Origin of the sequence: Pseudarthrobacter sp. TAF60_1, assembly GCF_052113505.1 — a bacterium.
Taxonomy (GTDB): Bacteria; Actinomycetota; Actinomycetes; order Actinomycetales; family Micrococcaceae; genus Arthrobacter.
This window is the reverse complement of sequence record NZ_JBFRDI010000012.1, coordinates 100,419-116,206: the sequence shown is the minus strand read 5'-3', so window position 1 is coordinate 116,206 and position 15,788 is coordinate 100,419. Positions and strand designations below refer to the sequence as shown.

Annotated in this window: 16 protein-coding genes; 5 read left to right on the top strand and 11 right to left on the bottom strand. The window is 67.4% G+C overall.

Annotation, left to right across the window (positions count from 1 at the left end; all coding sequences use genetic code 11):
* Window positions 1–11 precede the first annotated feature (11 nt).
* Complete coding sequence (locus AB4Y73_RS14570) at window positions 12–2,444, top strand: DEAD/DEAH box helicase (RefSeq protein ID WP_441872590.1); 2,433 nt, start codon at window positions 12–14, stop codon at window positions 2,442–2,444.
* Here the strand turns inward: AB4Y73_RS14570 and AB4Y73_RS14565 are convergent.
* The 3 genes from AB4Y73_RS14565 to AB4Y73_RS14555 form a co-directional block, all read right to left on the bottom strand.
* Window positions 2,417–2,779 carry an Rv3654c family TadE-like protein gene (locus AB4Y73_RS14565; RefSeq protein ID WP_441872589.1) on the bottom strand — a complete coding sequence of 121 codons (363 nt, stop codon included), beginning with the start codon at window positions 2,777–2,779 and terminating at the stop codon, window positions 2,417–2,419. The genes AB4Y73_RS14570 and AB4Y73_RS14565 overlap by 28 nt on opposite strands.
* Entirely contained in the window at window positions 2,773–3,153 is a 381-nt protein-coding gene (locus AB4Y73_RS14560) for a TadE family type IV pilus minor pilin (RefSeq protein ID WP_441872588.1), read from the bottom strand. Before AB4Y73_RS14560 ends, AB4Y73_RS14565 begins: the two co-directional genes overlap by 7 nt.
* Before the next feature lie 125 nt (window positions 3,154–3,278).
* Window positions 3,279–3,641 (bottom strand): DUF4244 domain-containing protein, encoded by a 363-nt coding sequence (locus AB4Y73_RS14555; protein ID WP_441872587.1) that lies wholly within the window; start codon window positions 3,639–3,641, stop codon window positions 3,279–3,281.
* 148 nt (window positions 3,642–3,789) lie between these two features.
* On the opposite strand from AB4Y73_RS14555, the gene AB4Y73_RS14550 reads away from it, so the two are divergent.
* Window positions 3,790–3,918, top strand: coding sequence for a hypothetical protein (locus AB4Y73_RS14550; protein WP_441872586.1), 129 nt, complete (start codon window positions 3,790–3,792; stop codon window positions 3,916–3,918).
* Window positions 3,919–3,951: 33 nt separating this feature from the next.
* On the opposite strand, the gene AB4Y73_RS14545 is transcribed toward AB4Y73_RS14550, so the two are convergent.
* From AB4Y73_RS14545 to AB4Y73_RS14525, 5 genes are all read right to left on the bottom strand, one after another.
* Entirely contained in the window at window positions 3,952–4,587 is a 636-nt protein-coding gene (locus AB4Y73_RS14545) for a type II secretion system F family protein (protein ID WP_441872585.1), read from the bottom strand.
* Window positions 4,584–5,471: a type II secretion system F family protein gene (locus tag AB4Y73_RS14540; protein WP_441872584.1), complete on the bottom strand. Its 888-nt coding sequence runs from the start codon at window positions 5,469–5,471 to the stop codon at window positions 4,584–4,586. The genes AB4Y73_RS14545 and AB4Y73_RS14540 overlap by 4 nt, the downstream gene beginning before the upstream one ends.
* Complete coding sequence (locus AB4Y73_RS14535; RefSeq protein WP_441872624.1) at window positions 5,468–6,688, bottom strand: TadA family conjugal transfer-associated ATPase; 1,221 nt, start codon at window positions 6,686–6,688, stop codon at window positions 5,468–5,470. The genes AB4Y73_RS14540 and AB4Y73_RS14535 overlap by 4 nt, the downstream gene beginning before the upstream one ends.
* 53 nt (window positions 6,689–6,741) lie before the next feature.
* A complete protein-coding gene (ssd, locus tag AB4Y73_RS14530) occupies window positions 6,742–7,953 on the bottom strand; it encodes a septum site-determining protein Ssd (protein WP_441872583.1) in 1,212 nt (403 codons plus the stop codon).
* A gap of 104 nt (window positions 7,954–8,057) precedes the next feature.
* Window positions 8,058–8,273: an AsnC family protein gene (locus AB4Y73_RS14525; RefSeq protein ID WP_441872582.1), complete on the bottom strand. Its 216-nt coding sequence runs from the start codon at window positions 8,271–8,273 to the stop codon at window positions 8,058–8,060.
* 92 nt (window positions 8,274–8,365) lie between these two features.
* On the opposite strand from AB4Y73_RS14525, the gene AB4Y73_RS14520 reads away from it, so the two are divergent.
* On the top strand, window positions 8,366–10,078 hold the full coding sequence (locus AB4Y73_RS14520) for a bifunctional 3'-5' exonuclease/DNA polymerase (RefSeq protein WP_441872581.1): 1,713 nt from the start codon (window positions 8,366–8,368) through the stop codon (window positions 10,076–10,078).
* 125 nt (window positions 10,079–10,203) lie between these two features.
* Window positions 10,204–10,401: a YegP family protein gene (locus tag AB4Y73_RS14515; protein WP_441872580.1), complete on the top strand. Its 198-nt coding sequence runs from the start codon at window positions 10,204–10,206 to the stop codon at window positions 10,399–10,401.
* Window positions 10,402–10,408: 7 nt separating this feature from the next.
* Here AB4Y73_RS14515 and AB4Y73_RS14510 read toward each other — a convergent pair whose 3' ends face one another.
* From AB4Y73_RS14510 to AB4Y73_RS14500, 3 genes are read right to left on the bottom strand one after another with little or no spacing between them, the layout of a single operon-like run.
* Entirely contained in the window at window positions 10,409–11,086 is a 678-nt protein-coding gene (locus tag AB4Y73_RS14510) for an NUDIX hydrolase (protein WP_441872579.1), read from the bottom strand.
* On the bottom strand, window positions 11,083–11,892 hold the full coding sequence (gene nth, locus AB4Y73_RS14505) for an endonuclease III (RefSeq protein ID WP_441872578.1): 810 nt from the start codon (window positions 11,890–11,892) through the stop codon (window positions 11,083–11,085). The genes AB4Y73_RS14510 and nth overlap by 4 nt, the downstream gene beginning before the upstream one ends.
* A gap of 9 nt (window positions 11,893–11,901) precedes the next feature.
* A complete protein-coding gene (locus AB4Y73_RS14500; RefSeq protein WP_441872577.1) occupies window positions 11,902–13,230 on the bottom strand; it encodes a hypothetical protein in 1,329 nt (442 codons plus the stop codon).
* 406 nt (window positions 13,231–13,636) lie between these two features.
* Here AB4Y73_RS14500 and acs point away from each other — a divergent pair, with 406 nt between their 5' ends.
* Complete coding sequence (acs, locus tag AB4Y73_RS14495) at window positions 13,637–15,679, top strand: acetate--CoA ligase (protein WP_441872623.1); 2,043 nt, start codon at window positions 13,637–13,639, stop codon at window positions 15,677–15,679.
* Window positions 15,680–15,788: the final 109 nt, after the last annotated feature.

The window sequence follows — 15,788 nt, the reverse complement described above, 5'->3', positions numbered from 1 at the left end:
AGAATGTTGGGGTGAACCCCCATGACTCCCTGATCCCGTTACTGGGCCGCGGCCCGGACCCGGAGCAGCTCCGTCATGTCCACACCATCCCCGCCCGCCGGGCTGTCCACGAGCCGTGGCCGGATTGGGCCCACCCCGACCTGGTGGCCGCCTATGGCTCCCTGGGCATTCACGAGCCGTACCGGCACCAGATCCAGGCCGCCAACCTCGCCCACGGCGGTGAGCACGTGGTGATCGCCACCGGCACTGCCTCAGGAAAGTCACTTGCCTACCAGCTGCCGGCGCTGGACGCCATCCACCGATCCGAGCTGCGGGTGGTCTCCGAGCCGGGGAAAATCCACGACGACGGCGCCGTCACGCTTTACCTCTCCCCCACCAAGGCGCTTGCCGCCGACCAGCTCGCCGCCATCCGCGCCTTGAAGCTGCCCACCGTCCGGGCGGAAACGTACGACGGCGACACAGACCCCGCGTCCCGCAGGTGGATCCGGGACCACGCCAACTTCATCCTGGCGAATCCGGACATGCTCCACTTCGGAATCCTCCCAAATCACGCCTGGTGGGCCAGCTTCTTCCGCCGCCTGCGCTACGTCATTGTGGATGAAGCCCACAGTTACCGCGGCGTGTTCGGTTCCCACGTGGCAAACTTGATGCGCCGGCTCCGCCGCATCTGTGCCTACTACGGTGCCGGAACCTCCCACCCTGGCCCGGTGTTCATCGCCGCTTCTGCTACAGCCTCGGAACCGGGTGCGTCCTTCGGGCGGCTGATCGGCGCCCCGGTCCGGGCCGTTGCCGAGGACTGCTCGCCGCATGGTTCCACCACGGTTGCCTTCTGGGAGCCCGCCCTGACGGAACTGAAAGGCGAAAACGGGGCCAAGGAGCGCCGTACAGCGGTTGCCGAGACGGCCGACCTGCTGGCCAACCTGGTCTCTGCCAGGATCCGTACCATCGCGTTCATCAAGTCCCGGCGTGGGGCGGAGACCATCGCTTCGATCGCCAAGCGGCTCCTGGACGAAGTAGACCCCAGCCTCCCGCAACGGGTGGCCGCCTACCGCTCCGGCTACCTGCCGGAGGAACGGCGTGCCTTGGAAAAGGCCCTCCGGTCCGGGGAACTTTTGGGTGTCTCCAGCACCTCGGCCCTGGAACTGGGGATCGACATCTCCGGGCTGGACGCCGTCCTCGTTGCCGGCTGGCCCGGAACCCGGGCTTCGCTGTTCCAACAGATTGGCCGGGCCGGACGCGCGGGCCAGGACGCCATTGCTGCATTCGTTGCCAGCGACGACCCCTTGGACACCTACTTGGTGAACCATCCCGAAGCGATCTTCGACGTCTCGGTCGAAGCAGCTGTGTTTGATCCCTCCAATCCGTATGTTTTGGGGCCGCATCTTTGCGCCGCGGCCGCGGAGCTCCCGCTCGGCGTGGCCGAGTTGGAACTCTTCGGGGGCACCTCCGAAAAGCTGCTGGGGCAGCTCGTTGCCCAGGGCTACCTGCGCCGCCGGCCGGCCGGCTGGTTCTGGACCCACTCGCAGAGCGCTGCCGCCATGGTGAACCTTCGAGCCGACGGTGGCGGACCGGTGAGCATCGTGGACGCCGACACCGGCTCGCTGCTGGGGACCATGGACTCGCCCCAGACGCACTACCAGGCCCACACAGGCGCCGTCTATGTCCATCAGGGCGACAGCTACGTGGTGGAGGACCTGAACGAGGACGACCACTGCGTAGTGGTCCGCCGCGCCAATCCCGATTACTACACCACCGCCCGGGACGTCACCCAGATCGAGGTGCTGGAAACCCAGCGGACCGCGCAGTGGGGTGATGTTTCCGTGCACTTCGGCGACGTCAAGGTCACAACCCAGGTGGTCTCCTTCCAGCGGAAGGCCCTGATCTCCAACGAAATCCTGGGCGAGGAGCCACTGGAGCTAGGGGCCAGGGACCTGTTCACCAAGGCCGTCTGGTTTGTGGTGGAGAACCGTTCCCTAACGGGCGCGGGACTGATCGAAGCCCAGTTCCCGGGAGCCCTTCATGCCGCCGAACATGCGGCGATCGGGCTACTGCCGCTGGTTGCCTCCAGTGACCGCTGGGACATCGGCGGCGTATCCACGGCCATCCACGCCGACACCGGAGTGCCCACCATCTTTGTGTACGACGGGCACCCCGGCGGCGCGGGCTTCGCCGAACGCGGTTTCGACAAGGCGAAGGTCTGGCTCTCGGCAACTCGGGACGCCATCAGGGCCTGTGAGTGCGAGTCCGGCTGCCCGTCCTGTGTCCAGTCCCCCAAGTGCGGGAACAAGAACAATCCCCTGGACAAGGCTGCAGCCATCACCCTGATCGATGTTCTCCTCAAAAACTCGAGCGAAGCCCCACCCCGGGACGTGGACCTTACGGCGCATCAGGAGGGCGACCTCAAGCCGGCAGCGGCTCAGGGCGGCGGTCCGGCCCGCGCATGACCGCTGGCGGCACCCAGCATGCTCCGGGCGTTGAGCATGGTCCGGACCTCCACTGTCTGCCCGGCCCCCTCCGAGCAGCTCATGAGAACGGCATCATGCCGGGCTGCCACCTCTGCGGCCACGGTGCAGGGATCCCCCGAGGTAAGGCCGCGCAGTGCGTCGGCGCCAGCGAGGGCACCAAGGTCAGCCGCTGCCGCCGCCCGACTGGCCATCACTGCTGACTGCGCCAAGAGCAGCATCAAAGCCATAGCCATGATGATCACCAAAGCCAGTCCCGCGGCCAGGACTGTCCCCGACCCACGCTCCGGGTGGTCCCGGATCCGAAGGTTCACCACGCGGTTGCCTTTCCGGGGGTCAGGAGGACTATGCCCGTGGCTGCCGGCATTTCGCTCCGCGTGGTGGCCTTGGCCGTCAGCTCCCACGGCACCGTGGCCCCCATGGGACCGCCGACCCTGTCAGCAACGGTGACACTTAGCCACTCGCCGTCGGCCGCCACGGACGCAGTGGCCGACGTTCCCGCCAAGGTCCTGACGATTCCCTCCACCGCGGCCGGGTCCTCGCCACGAGCAAGGGCCCTGGCTCCGGCAAGCGCAGCCTCCTCGAGCCTGAGCTGGGTTACGCCGGCAGCGGCCCCGGACAACAGCAGGGCGAGCAGCAGCAGGACAGCCGGCAGCGCCACGGCGAATTCGGCTGTCACAGCACCTGTCATGGTGCTTTGGGCTTTCCCCGGCCCACCATCCGCGGCACCACGATCGCCCTGACAGGAGGGGGCGGAAGCTGGCTTCCTTACGGTGCCCTTCCCGGTGCCCGGAAGCAGCGCTGCCGGCGCCCCACTCACGGCAGGGCCAGCGCCGTGCGGATCAGCGTCAGCAGGAATCCGCGTACTTCGTCGCTGCGGAGTATGAAGACGAGGATCCCGGCGAAGCCCACTGCGGCCAGGGTGGCGATGGCGTATTCGGCAGTGGCCATGCCGGCCTCCGAGGCGGTGAGCCGAAGCGGGCGCTCCTTCGCCTCGCGAACAGCTGGGTAGAGCTGCACGACGTTGCCAGCGGGTTCCGAGGTCTCCTGCCGTTGGCAGGTGCACTCGTCCCATCCCGCATCCGCCGATGCAGCGAACTCCCATGCTGCGCTGCGGGCGACTCCCGTGCTGAGCTCAGGCGCAGGGGCGGGTGAAACGCTGTATTGGGTGATGGTCATGGTTATGGTTTCCCTTCTATGCTCCGGCCCTGTTGCCGGCTGCTTCGACTCTTCCGGGGTTCCCATGCGGCCGTAAGGGCGGACCTCTTCCAAGTGGAAAAGGTAGCCATTTTCACGCCTGTGGAGGAAAGGACCGGGCATTCGTGATGTGCAGAGCCAGTCCCTGCTCGTCGCCTCTGCGGAGATCGGGGCTGCCGGCATCGGGACATCGGACACCAGGGCTGCCGGCATCGGGACATCGGACACCAGGGCTGCCGGCATCGGGGCAGCGGAATAGGGACTCCCGGACTGCAGGACTGCAAACAGCGCCTCAGGATCCGGAGGGGACCAGGGCGAGGAGGACCGGGACTACGCCCAGGCAGATGAAGGCCGGCAGGGAGCACAGGCCCAGCGGAATGACGAGCTTCACGCCCAGGGAGGCAGCCCGCTTCTCCGCAGCGCGGAACCTCTCCCTCCGTAGCCGGGCGGCCTGGGCGTAAAGGATGGCCGACGACGGAGCGCCGGTGAGCGCGGCGAACCCGAGGGCGTCACGCAGCTCGAGGATCTCAGGAAGCCGGACTTCGGAACTGCGCCAGGCGGTCTCCCAGTCAGCACCAATGGCGAGGGCCGAGACCACGGGGCGTAAGGCCTTGCTGTAGTCCTTGGACGCGGAGGCCGCCACAAGTTCCAGGGAACGACCAATCCCTGACCCGGCGTCCAGCATCGCAGCCACAAGCTCGAGCATCATGGCGGGGTCGCGTAGCCCGGCAACAGAGCCCTCGCCGCTACCCCGGCCGGGGGCGTCGCCAGCACCTGTACCCGCACCCGCGCTTCCCGGCTGGTCTCCCGGTCCCAGGCTCAACCTCAGCAGCCGCTGCCGTACCCGGCGAGGCTGTGAGAACGCCAGATATGAGACGACGATGAGGATAACGGCGAGTGCCAACCCGGGCACCAGTGGAGCCGTCATGGCGCGGCCCCTGCGGCGGCGTACACCAGACGGGCGGACCAGATTCTCCCCGCTATGGTCAGGGCAACTCCTGCAGTGAGCGCCGCCATTCCCAGTGGCGTCCCGAACAGCATCGCAAGCGGATCCACCCCCAGAGCCATCCCCAGCCCCAGTCCCATCACTGGAAGCCAGGTCAGGAGGCTCACTGTGGCCTTTGGCCCGGCCAGTGCTGTCTGTCGGGCAGCGTCAGCGTCATCTTCCACCTCCAGTTGCGCTGCAAACCGCGACAGGACGTCAGCCAGCGGACAGCCGCTGGCTTCGGCAATGTCGAAGCACGCGGCCAGCTCCAGCCAGATCCGTGGCTCCCTGCCGGCAGCGCGCGGAAATGCGGCCGGCGCGGCCCGCCTGATCGCGTCAGATACCGGCAGCCCCCGGAAGGCGGCCGCCCTGACGGCACCGAGCATCGTCAGGGAACCGGCGCTAAGGCCCGGGCCATTCCGCCCGATTCCTGGCATCTTCGCGGGATCCGGCTGCCCGGCAGAGCCCTCCGGCCGACGTGGACCCGCTTCTGTGCGGCCACGGTGGACCAGCCATAACTCGTCCCACAGCCGCGAGGGCGTGCGGCCGCCCTTCAGTAACGCGGCCAATTGCTGCACCATCAGTGTCAGGGAAAGTTGCCCGTGGTCTTTTCCAGCGCGATGCGCCTTGCGCCATGCGAAGAAGTTTAGGCTGAATCGAAGCCCCGAACGGCGCGCCTTGGCGTCACCCTGCGCAGCGCCGCTGACGCTGTCCCGGCCCTGCCCTGCCGGTCGGGCCGCCCGACGAAAGCGGCCCACCGGGCCGCCGGGGGGCCTCAACAGCAGGATGACGGCCATTGTCAGGATGCCGGCCAGCAGCAACGTCATGCCACGTCACCCAGCACCGAGGACATCCCCAACCGCACACTCAGCGACTCCCAGGCGGGGCCGATGGCGGTCTGGCCGCCTCGGTCCTCCAGGGCCGGCACCACGGCGAGTCCGCCGGGGCCGTCCTGCACAACTCCCACGCAGGCTACCCGGCGGCCTTGGCGGGACCGCTCCACGTGGACCACCACGTCGAGGGCACTGGCTGCCTGCAGCCTAACCGCATCCTGGCCCAGGCCCGCGAGCGCGCCGAGGGCGGTCAGTCGTGCGGGGACAGCAGTGGCAGCATTCGCATGGATGGTCCCTCCCCCGCCGGTGTGGCCGGTATTCATCGCCGTCAGGAGTTCCCGAACCTCGGCACCGCGGCACTCTCCCACCACGAGCCGGTCCGGCCGCATCCGAAGTGCTTGCCGGACGAGCTCGCCCAGGTCCACTTCACCGCCGCCTTCCAGGTTTCCGTGCCGCGACTCAAGCGAAACTATGTGCGGATGGACGGGGTTCAGTTCAGAGGCGTCCTCTATCAGGACCAGCCGTTCCGCTGGCGAACATAGCCCCAGCAGGGTGGAGAGCATCGTCGTCTTTCCCGAGCCCGTCGCCCCGCTGATGAGGAAACTCAGCCGGCGCTCAACAATTCGCTCCAAAACCTCCTGGACCACGCTGCCGAACATGCCGCCGGCACGGAGTTCATCCATGGTGAAGACGTGCTCGCGCCGGATCCTGACACTCAATAGAGTGCCCGCTGTTGAAATCGGGGGCAGAATGGCGTGGACACGGTAGCCGCCGTCGAGCCTGACATCAACACATGGCGAGCCATCGTCCAGCCGCCTTCCGCCGGCCGCCACAAGCCGGGAGGCCAGGGCCCGCACCTGTGCCTCCCCGCCAAACGACACCCCCGCAGGCTCAATACCTCTCCCCCGGTCAATCCAGACCGAGTCCGGGGCATTCACAAAAATGTCAGTGACCCGGACATCCCGGGTCAGCTCTTGGAGGGGCCCGAGACCGTTCAGTTCCGCACTGATCCGCTCGACGGCGGCAAGCGAGCCGGCAGTCCCCAGCAGCCGCCCCGTGGCCTGCACTGCCGCAGCAACCCGGGAGGCCGTGACCGGACCGGAGTCTGCCATCACTGACTCGCGGACCGTTTCCAGTAGAGCCGAGTCAAGCCCTCGCGGCTCCAAAACACGCGCCTGGCGGCGACGGGTTCCGGCCAGCTTTCCCGGCAGCGGCGACGCAGTCTGCGGCGGGAAAGGCTGCGGCCCGCTAGCCGGTCCTCCACTCACGGCACGTCTCCGATGGGGATTTCGCCGTCCACCAAATCAAGCACCGACGCGGCGAAGTGCCTGACACTGCGCCGTTTTCCAAGGTCAAGAAGCCGCCCATTCTCAACGGCGCCGGTGACTCCACGCAGCTCCGGAACCCGGCCGTGGACGGGCAACCCTACGGCGTCGGCTATCAGGCCGCCGTCCAGCGCCGCTCCGGCCTTGCCCCGGACCAGCAGGGCCGCCTCAACCGGCGGAAGCTCATGAAGGAGTCGGGCAGTCGCCACCGCGGCCTTCAGCTGGGCCGGCACCACCAGAAGGAGCCGATCGCAGTCCCAGGCGAACAATTGCACCGGCTCGGCACCGCGGCCGATGTCCACCACCACCAGTTCATAGCCGCGCCGGGCAGCATCCAGGACCCCGGCGGCGGTGGTGGCGTCAACGGGTACTGTGCGACCCCGGCTGCCGGGCCAGGACAGGAAAGAAAACCCTCCGACCACCGGCAGCGAATCAGCCAGCTGCTCCGGATCGATGCTGCCACTGGCTCCGGACAGGTCAGGCCAGCGCAGACCGGGCGTCTCCTCGGCCGCCAGGGCCAGTTCCAAACCGCCGCCCCAAGGGTCCCCGTCAACCAGCAATACCCGGACTCCCAGGGCGGCTGCCGCTTGGGCGATCCAAATGGCGGATGTGGTGGCACCGGCCCCGCCGCAGCCCCCGGTGATTCCCAGGACCAGACCGCCCGTCTCCGGCGAGCGCGACCTGCTTAAGTACTCGGCCAGCCATGCCCCGGCATCCGGAAGCACCGCTACGCGCTCCGCCCCTAGGGCCGCGGCGAGATGCCAGAGGCTGTCCCCCTCACCATTCAAACCCACCAGCACCGCGGGTGCACGGCGCCGCGGCGGCAACTCCCGGACATCGCTTCCCACCAGCACGGCAGCCGCGGAATCCCAGTACTTGGCGGCATCGGCGACGTCGGCCACCACCCTCAGCTGGCCCCCGGCCGCAGCCACAATCTGTTCCACTTCGCCCTGCAGGAAGTCGTAGCCCGTCACCAGCAGTACTTCAGCGGCAGCAGAATCCGGCAGCCATGCCTCCCCAACCAGGCTTGTACTGGGCGCGCCAGAGGCAGGCCTCCCGGATGCGGCCCCGCGCGTAGGCGACGGCCGGGCCCGGGACATGTGGGGCGCGGGCTGTTCGGAAGGGGACGGCGATAGCTGGTGCCTGCTCATGGAGCAACTCTCCAGCGCAGTTCGTCGGAGCAACAGTGGCATGCCGCGCTATGTGGATAACCTCAGATCCTCGGGCAAGGCGGCATCTGTTTCCGTGTAGCCGGCTATTGCTTTCCGTATTTGCGGTGGACGGCCTGCTTACTGACCCCAAGGCACAGGGCGATCGCCTCCCAGGAGAGGCCGGCCTGCCGGGCCTTGCGGACCAGGGAAGCTTCCGCGCGCCCTACTTCCTTCTGCAGTTCAGCCACTGCGTACAGCGCTTCGGCGGGGCCTTTCCCGTCCATTGATGCCACCAGCGTCTTCATCCGGTCCACCTCCATGGCGTCAACATTAGTTGACGCACAACTGCTCGTCAACAAAAGTTGACGAGGGCCGTACGCCAACATCCTCCCCGCAGGGCAGAATTGAACCCATGTACCTGCTGCTCGCCGCCCACTCCAACGGCGCTGCCCTCCAGCAGGTCACCCAGGCGGGAGATCCGCACCCGGACCGCCCCGAACCGCGGCTGATCAGCGCAGGCGAGCTGCCCGGCGTCGTACGCCGTTTCGAAACCCGGCCACGGGAGGCCGCACCCCGCTGGATCTGGCAGCGCACCCAGGACTGGTATCCCGCACTCCTGGCAGCCGGAGTGGACGTGGAGCGCTGCTACGACCTGAGCCTCTGCGGCACCATCCTGGCGTATTCGCAGTTCACCGCCCACACCGAATACGCGCAGAACGCCGAAAAAGCGACGCTGGACGATACGCTGGAGCCGCCTCGTACCCTCCAGCCGCCGCCCCCGCCAGCGGACCAGGGCGCACTGTTTGAGGACGTCCGGCAGCGGGCGCCCCGCCACACCCTGGCGGAACTGCGTGCGGAGTATGCCGCGCAACAGGCGGCCCTGGCAGACGCAACCCCGGAACAGAACAAGCGGAAGCGGCTGCAATTGCTGCTCGCCGCCGAATCCGCCGGTGCCATGATCGCCGCGGAGATGCAGCACGCCGGTGTTCCGTGGCGGCCGGACCTGCATGAGCAGATCCTGGCCGACTATCTTGGGCCACGCCCGCAGCCAGGCCACCGGCCAGCGAAGCTTGAAGCACTGAACAGCGAACTGCGGGGTCTCCTGAACTCCCCCGCGCTGAACCCGGATTCGCCGCAGGAACTGATGCGCGCCCTGCACCGCAACGGGATTGAGGTCAAAAGCACGCGGCAGTGGGAGCTGATGGAGTCCAGCCATCCAGCCATCGAGCCTCTCCTCGCCTATAAAAAACTTTCACGCCTGCACAGCGCCAACGGGTGGGCCTGGCTGGACGCATGGGTGAACAACGGCCGCTTCCGGCCCGAATACGTGGTGGGTGGCGTGGTGTCCGGGCGCTGGGCCTCCCGCGGCGGCGGTGCCCTGCAGATTCCGCGCCAGATCCGCGGCGCCGTCCATGCCGAGCCCGGCCACAAACTCATCGTCGCCGACGCGTCCCAGCTGGAACCCCGCGTCCTGGTGGCCCTCGCGCAGGACTCCAAAATGGCCGCGGCCGCGCGCGATAAGGACCTGTACGCAGGCATTGCCGCCCAGGGCTTCGGCGGCGATCGCGCCAAGGCCAAAACGGCCCTTCTGGGCGCCATCTACGGCGCCACGACGGGAGAATCAGGACGCCTCATGCCACAACTGGCACGGACATACCCGCACGCCGTTGGCTTTGTGGAGCAGGCTGCCCGGGAGGGTGAGGCCGGCGGCACCGTGACCACACGGCTTGGCCGCAGCAGCCCGCCGCCGTCGGAACACTGGTTCCGGAGCCAGCAGTCGGCCACTGCGGAGGAGCAGCGCCGCGCGGAATCAATCGCCCGTTCCCGCGGCCGGTTCACGCGGAACTTTGTGGTGCAGGGCTCCGCCGCCGACTGGGCGGCATGCTGGCTGGCCGAATTACGACGGCGGTTGCGGGCCCTGCGTGCCGACGGCTCCGTGCAGGCGGAACTAGTCTTCTTCCTGCACGACGAGGTGATGGTCCACGCCCCGGAGGCGGGCGTTACCGCCTGCATCCGCGTGATCGAGGAAGCAGCCGCTGCTGCAAAGGAGCTGCTGTTCGGCCCCATCCCAGTGGAATTCCCGGTCAGCGTGGCCGTGGTGGACTCGTACGACAACGCAAAGTAGCCCGAAGTAACCTACCCGGCAGTAGCTGGTTCTGCGAAGTGACCATGGTTACAGTCAGGGAAGCCCCGCTTATGCAAAGGGTTGGGGCTAAACGTGCAATGACGCATTTAGGGGAGGTCCGGATCATGCCCGGCAGGTTTGAAATTCATCGAGTAGGCGATGCCGCCTATCGTTTCAGGCTCACTGACAAGAACGGCAATATTGTGGCCGTATCGCCCGATTTCAAGCACCTCGGTGCAGTGAAAGACGGCATCAGGGCATTACGTGAAAACGCCGCCACCGGCATTGTGGTGGACCTGCGCAACAAACCGCAACCCAGTTAGGCCGGCGCTAGAACGCCACCTGGTGTACGCGGCTCCGGTCCCACGGAACCGCCCAGCCCAGCTGTTCGAAAAGGCCATCGAGGATGATCCCGGTGAAGCCCCACACCAGCACGCCGCAGACGGTGAAGGCAGGGCTGCTGAAGGTCCTGCCGTCACGGCCGACTGTGGCCGTGACCCGGTTGACCGGGTCCAGGAGGTCACGGACGGGGACCCGGAAGACCTGGGCGGATTCACCGTAGTCCACCACGTGCACGGGCGACGGCGAAGCCCACCATCCGAGCACGGGCGTCACCAGGAAGTTGCTGCGGGCGAGTCCAAGCTCCTGCAGGCTCCCCAGGACCTCGACTCCTGCTGAGTCGAGCCCGGTTTCCTCTTCGGCTTCCCGCAGTGCCGCAGCTACCGGGGTTTCGCCGTCGTCGATGCCGCCGCCAGGGAAAGCTACCTGGCCCGGGTGCGAGCCCAGGGTGTGCGCGCGTTCAAGCAGCAGCACGTCCAGGTCCGCGGCGGCCAATGGCTTGCTGGAGACGGCCGGAACATCGTCCAGCACGCCGAACAGCATCAGGACGGCTGCCTTCCGGGCTATGGTTTCATCCACGGTCAGCGCGGCCCATGAGGTGTTGGGCGGGGTGACGTCGCCGTTGTCCGATCTCTGCACCAGGTCGATCAGGTCCTGGCGCGCACTCATGGGAGCCGCCTTTGTGATTCCATCCGTATTTCCGCGGCCCGGTGGGTTTCCGCCAGCAGCTGTTCCAGGAGGGCCTCGTTTCCGGGCGCGAGCTCGTATTTGAGGAGCTTGGCTGCCTTGACGGGATCGGTCTCGCCGAGCCCGTAGCTTGGGCACCAGTTGGCCACCGGACAGGCGCCACACGCCGGCTTGCGGGAGTGGCATACCCGGCGGCCGTGGAACACCACCCGGTGCGACAGCATGGTCCAGTCCCTGGGTTCGAACAGCTCGGCGACGTCGTACTCGACCTGCACCGGATCCTCGGACTGGGTCCAGCCGAAACGCCGCGCCAGCCGGCCGAAGTGCGTGTCAACGGTAATGCCGGGGACACCGAAGGCGTTGCCCAGTACCACATTGGCGGTTTTACGTCCGACGCCGGGAAGTGTCACCAGCTCTTCCAGCCGGCCGGGCACCTCGCCGTTGTACTCGTCCACCAGGCGGTTGCTCAGCGCCAGCACATTTTTTGTCTTGGCCCGGAAGAAGCCGGTGGGCTGCAGGATCGCTTCCAGGTCGGCCGGCTCGGCTTCGGACATGGCACGGGCATCCGGGTACTTGGCGAAGAGGATTTTGGTGACCTGGTTGACCAGCACATCGGTGGTCTGCGCGGACAGGACCGTGGCCACGACCAGTTCGAACGGGTTCCGGAAATCAAGCTCGGCGTGGGCGTAAGGGTACTTCTCCGCCAAGGCCCTGTCGATCCGCCGCGCCCGGCGCTTCAACGCCAGCAGGGACTCGGCAGCGGCCCCGGCCGTACGGGAGGTGGCCACGTGACCGGTCTAGCCGCGCTCGATGTTGCTGAGGTCGCGCAGCACGCCCACCCGTCCGTCGGTGTGCTGGACGAGGAATTCGTGGCCGCGGTCCTCGAGGGCCAGCACCCAGCCGCCGGGTTCGATCACGAATGCCGGGGCACCGGTCCGGGGGTCGACGGCGGTCCGGTGCTGCGCCACGGCAAACCAGAACGCCTCGTGCACCGGCTCGCCCGATTCTTCGGGCCGGCTGGCCGGGTCGACGGTTGCGCCGATGGGCTCTGTTCTCTGCACCTGCTGGTGGACGGCCGTGGCGGCGGGTTCGGCGGCAGCCTGGCGGGCCGGGGCAGGCACCTGCGCGCCGCCGTCGAGCACTGCCTCGGGACCCGGCGCCCCAGCGGGAGCGGATTCTGCAGCGTGATCAGCCGGAGCGGCGGCGGCCGGGATGTCACCCAGCATGGTCTCCTCCGCGGCGGACGCCGGGCGGGCGTTCGCCGGCGAAGCTGAAGGAACGACGTCGGCGGCCTGCGTTGCCGGGGTCGGGTCACCGGCCGCAGTCCATTCCCTGACCTCAGGGGCCGAGGAGACCGCGGCAGCTGCCGGAGCGGCCGTACCGGCAGCAGCACCAGCGGCGGGCGCCGAAGCAACAGGCGCGGAACCTGCATTCGCGGCCGAACCGGAACGGTTGGACGGCCACAGTCCGGCAGGGATGCCGAAGCCGCGCTTGGATCCGGACTCAGCTCCGGCAGCGGGCTTGGGTTCCTTGGGCGTATGCGGTTTGGGCAGCGGGACGGCCGATTCGCGGGCCACAATGTGGGCAGTCGTTTCGTCGCGTCCCAGGAAGTCACCGGAGAAGAACGGGATGAAACGGCCCAGCACAGTCGCGGCGAAGAGGATCACGGAGCCCGCCAGGCCTACGAGGAGGCTCGGGACGTAGGCAGCGGCGGCGGAAACAAAAAAGAATGCCAAGGCGAAGGACGCCACAACGGAGGCGAACTGGTCAACGGACAGCGACCCGATGCGGACCTTCGTTCCGGGGGCCAGCCGGCGGGCGGCGAAAAGGGCGGTGACGATCAGCGGCAGCACAATGCCCAGGCCAAGGAAAAACAGGCTGCCTGCGTTCCAGAGGTTGAACCGGCCGAAGAAGATCGGGAGCAGCGAGGCGACAAGGAGGACCAAGGTGCCGGCGAAAACCGTCAGGTCCCGGATGGTGAAGGGGCCCAGTACCGCCTGATTGGTGGTGCCGGGCTTGGCGCCTGCGGGCCGCTGGGGATCCTTTACTGCCCCGCTCCCCTCGGTCGCGTGAGACTCTGCCTCCGTTGCACGGCCAAGGTTCTGGCCGACGATTTGCTGGTTCATTCTGTTCTCCTAAGCGTGGCGGCACGGGACGGTTCCGCCCCAACAACTGTGCCGTCCGGAACGGCGGCAGCCGCCGGTCCCGGGCAGTGATGCACCGGATCGGGCAGCTCCGTAGAAAGTCACAATCCAATCTCAGCCTAGTCATCCGCATGGCCGATCACTAGCTGAACGGCGAGCGGAGGGCGCGCACCGCTCGCCGTTCCGTAACCATTCACCGCTAAATAAATGCCGTTCAGTGCACATATGTGACAGCGCACACACTCGGGTCCGGCTGAAGCATTAGTCTTGATTCTGGAACAGCTCTTTGCGGAACGCCCGTGATCGGCCACCGCCCCGGGGGAGAACCGGCGGCGGCCCGGCCACGGTGCATGCCCCGCAGCAAAGACCGATGAATGATGAGGTTCACATGTCCCAGGACACTCCCGGCTCCACTGTCACTGCTCCTGCCACCACCGCAAACGGCGGCCAGCAGGGCGATGCTTTTGAAAACCTGCTGCAGGAGAACCGTAAGTTTGCCCCCACCCCGGAATTCGCCGCCGACGCCGTTGTCACCGCAGCCGATTACGCCGAGGCCGACGCCGACCGTCCGGCCTTCTGGGCACGGCAGGCCCGCGAGCTGCTGACCTGGAGCAAAGACTTCGACCAGGCTCTGGACTGGTCCAACCCGCCGTTCGCGAAGTGGTTCGTGGGCGGTGAGGTCAACGCGGCCTACAACGCCCTGGACCGGCACGTGGAAAACGGCCTGGGCGACCGGGTGGCCATCTACTTCGAGGGCGAACCCGGCGACACCCGCACCTACACCTACGCCCAGCTCACCGACGAGGTGAAGAAGGCAGCCAACGCTTTCGAGTCCCTCGGCGTGGAAAAGGGCGACCGTGTGGCTGTCTACCTGCCCATGATTCCCGAAGCTGTGATCACGCTGCTGGCATGCGCCCGTATCGGCGCCGTGCACTCTGTGGTGTTCGGCGGGTTCTCCGCGGAAGCCCTCCGCTCCCGCATCGACGACGCTGAAGCCAAACTCGTGGTCACTGCCGACGGTACCTACCGGCGGGGCAAGCCCAGCCCCTTGAAGGCCGCCGTGGACGAGGCACTCTCGCACGAGGGTGAGCACACCGTTCAGAACGTTGTGGTGGTCAAGCGCAACGGCCAGAACGTGGACTGGCACGAGGACCGGGACCATTGGTGGGCGGACACCGTCGGGGCCGCCTCGAACCAGCACACCGCCGTCGGGCATGACTCCGAGCACCCGCTCTTCATCCTCTACACCTCCGGAACCACGGGTAAGCCCAAGGGCATCCTGCACACCACCGGCGGCTACCTCACCCAAGGCGCCTACACCCACAAGGCAGTGTTCGACCTGCACCCCGAAACGGACGTGTACTGGTGCACGGCCGACGTCGGCTGGGTCACCGGCCACTCCTACGTCGCCTACGCCCCGCTCATCAACGGCGCCACGCAGGTCATGTATGAGGGCACCCCGGATTCCCCGCACCAGGGCCGCTGGTGGGAGATCATCGAAAAATACAAGGTCTCCATCCTTTACACCGCCCCCACCGCGATCCGGACGTTCATGAAGTGGGGCCGGGACATCCCGGACAAGTACGACCTCTCCTCGATCCGTGTGCTCGGCTCGGTGGGTGAATCCATCAACCCCGAAGCGTGGATGTGGTACCGGGACGTCATCGGCGCCAACGCCGGCAAGAACGGCGAAAAGAAAGAGCACCCGGCGCCGATCGTGGACACCTGGTGGCAGACCGAAACCGGCGCCCAGATGATCGCCCCGCTGCCCGGCGTGACCGCCACCAAGCCCGGCTCCGCCCAGGTTCCGCTGCCCGGCATCGCCGTGGACGTCGTGGACGAGATGGGCGAGTCCGTGCCCAACGGCCACGGCGGGTTCCTGGTGATCCGCGAACCCTGGCCCGCCATGCTCCGCGGCATCTGGGGCGACCCCGAACGGTTCAAGGACACCTACTGGTCCCGGTTCGAAACCATGTACTTCGCCGGCGACGGCGCCAAGAAGGACGAAGACGGCGACATCTGGCTCCTGGGCCGCGTGGACGACGTCATGAACGTCTCCGGGCACCGCCTCTCCACCACCGAAATCGAATCCGCCCTCGTCTCCCACCCCGCCGTGGCCGAAGCCGCCGTCGTGGGCGCCGCGGACGAGACCACCGGCCAGGCCGTCGTCGCGTTCGTCATCCTCCGCGGGGACGCCGTGGACTCGGGCGACGCCATCGTCCAGGAACTCCGCAACCACGTCGGCAAGGAAATCGGCCCCATCGCCAAACCGAAAACCATCCTCGTGGTCCCGGAACTGCCCAAGACCCGCTCCGGCAAGATCATGCGCCGCCTCCTCAAAGACGTCGCCGAAGGCCGCGACCCAGGCGACGCCACCACCCTGGCCGACAACACCGTCATGGCACAGATCGCGGCGTCGCTGCGTAAGTAGGTGCCTCGGTGACAGGGAAGATCGGCCATCCTCCGCGTGCTGCTCGTACCTCGCTCTGACGCACGCTTCCGGATAACCGATCTTCCCTGTCTGCCACCTCCCTCGCCGC

What these genes read in the sequence shown, in the direction of transcription:
- AB4Y73_RS14560 (WP_441872588.1), bottom strand. Translation starts at nt 3,153, where the DNA reads ATGACAGGTGCTGTGACAGCCGAATTCGCCGTGGCGCTGCCGGCTGTC.
- AB4Y73_RS14555 (WP_441872587.1), bottom strand. Translation starts at nt 3,641, where the DNA reads ATGACCATCACCCAATACAGCGTTTCACCCGCCCCTGCGCCTGAGCTC.
- AB4Y73_RS14545 (WP_441872585.1), bottom strand. Translation starts at nt 4,587, where the DNA reads ATGACGGCTCCACTGGTGCCCGGGTTGGCACTCGCCGTTATCCTCATC.
- AB4Y73_RS14540 (WP_441872584.1), bottom strand. Translation starts at nt 5,471, where the DNA reads ATGACGTTGCTGCTGGCCGGCATCCTGACAATGGCCGTCATCCTGCTG.
- ssd (WP_441872583.1), bottom strand. Translation starts at nt 7,953, where the DNA reads ATGAGCAGGCACCAGCTATCGCCGTCCCCTTCCGAACAGCCCGCGCCC.
- AB4Y73_RS14525 (WP_441872582.1), bottom strand. Translation starts at nt 8,273, where the DNA reads ATGGAGGTGGACCGGATGAAGACGCTGGTGGCATCAATGGACGGGAAA.
- AB4Y73_RS14520 (WP_441872581.1), top strand. Translation starts at nt 8,366, where the DNA reads ATGTACCTGCTGCTCGCCGCCCACTCCAACGGCGCTGCCCTCCAGCAG.
- AB4Y73_RS14515 (WP_441872580.1), top strand. Translation starts at nt 10,204, where the DNA reads ATGCCCGGCAGGTTTGAAATTCATCGAGTAGGCGATGCCGCCTATCGT.
- AB4Y73_RS14510 (WP_441872579.1), bottom strand. Translation starts at nt 11,086, where the DNA reads ATGAGTGCGCGCCAGGACCTGATCGACCTGGTGCAGAGATCGGACAAC.
- AB4Y73_RS14500 (WP_441872577.1), bottom strand. Translation starts at nt 13,230, where the DNA reads ATGAACCAGCAAATCGTCGGCCAGAACCTTGGCCGTGCAACGGAGGCA.
- acs (WP_441872623.1), top strand. Translation starts at nt 13,637, where the DNA reads ATGTCCCAGGACACTCCCGGCTCCACTGTCACTGCTCCTGCCACCACC.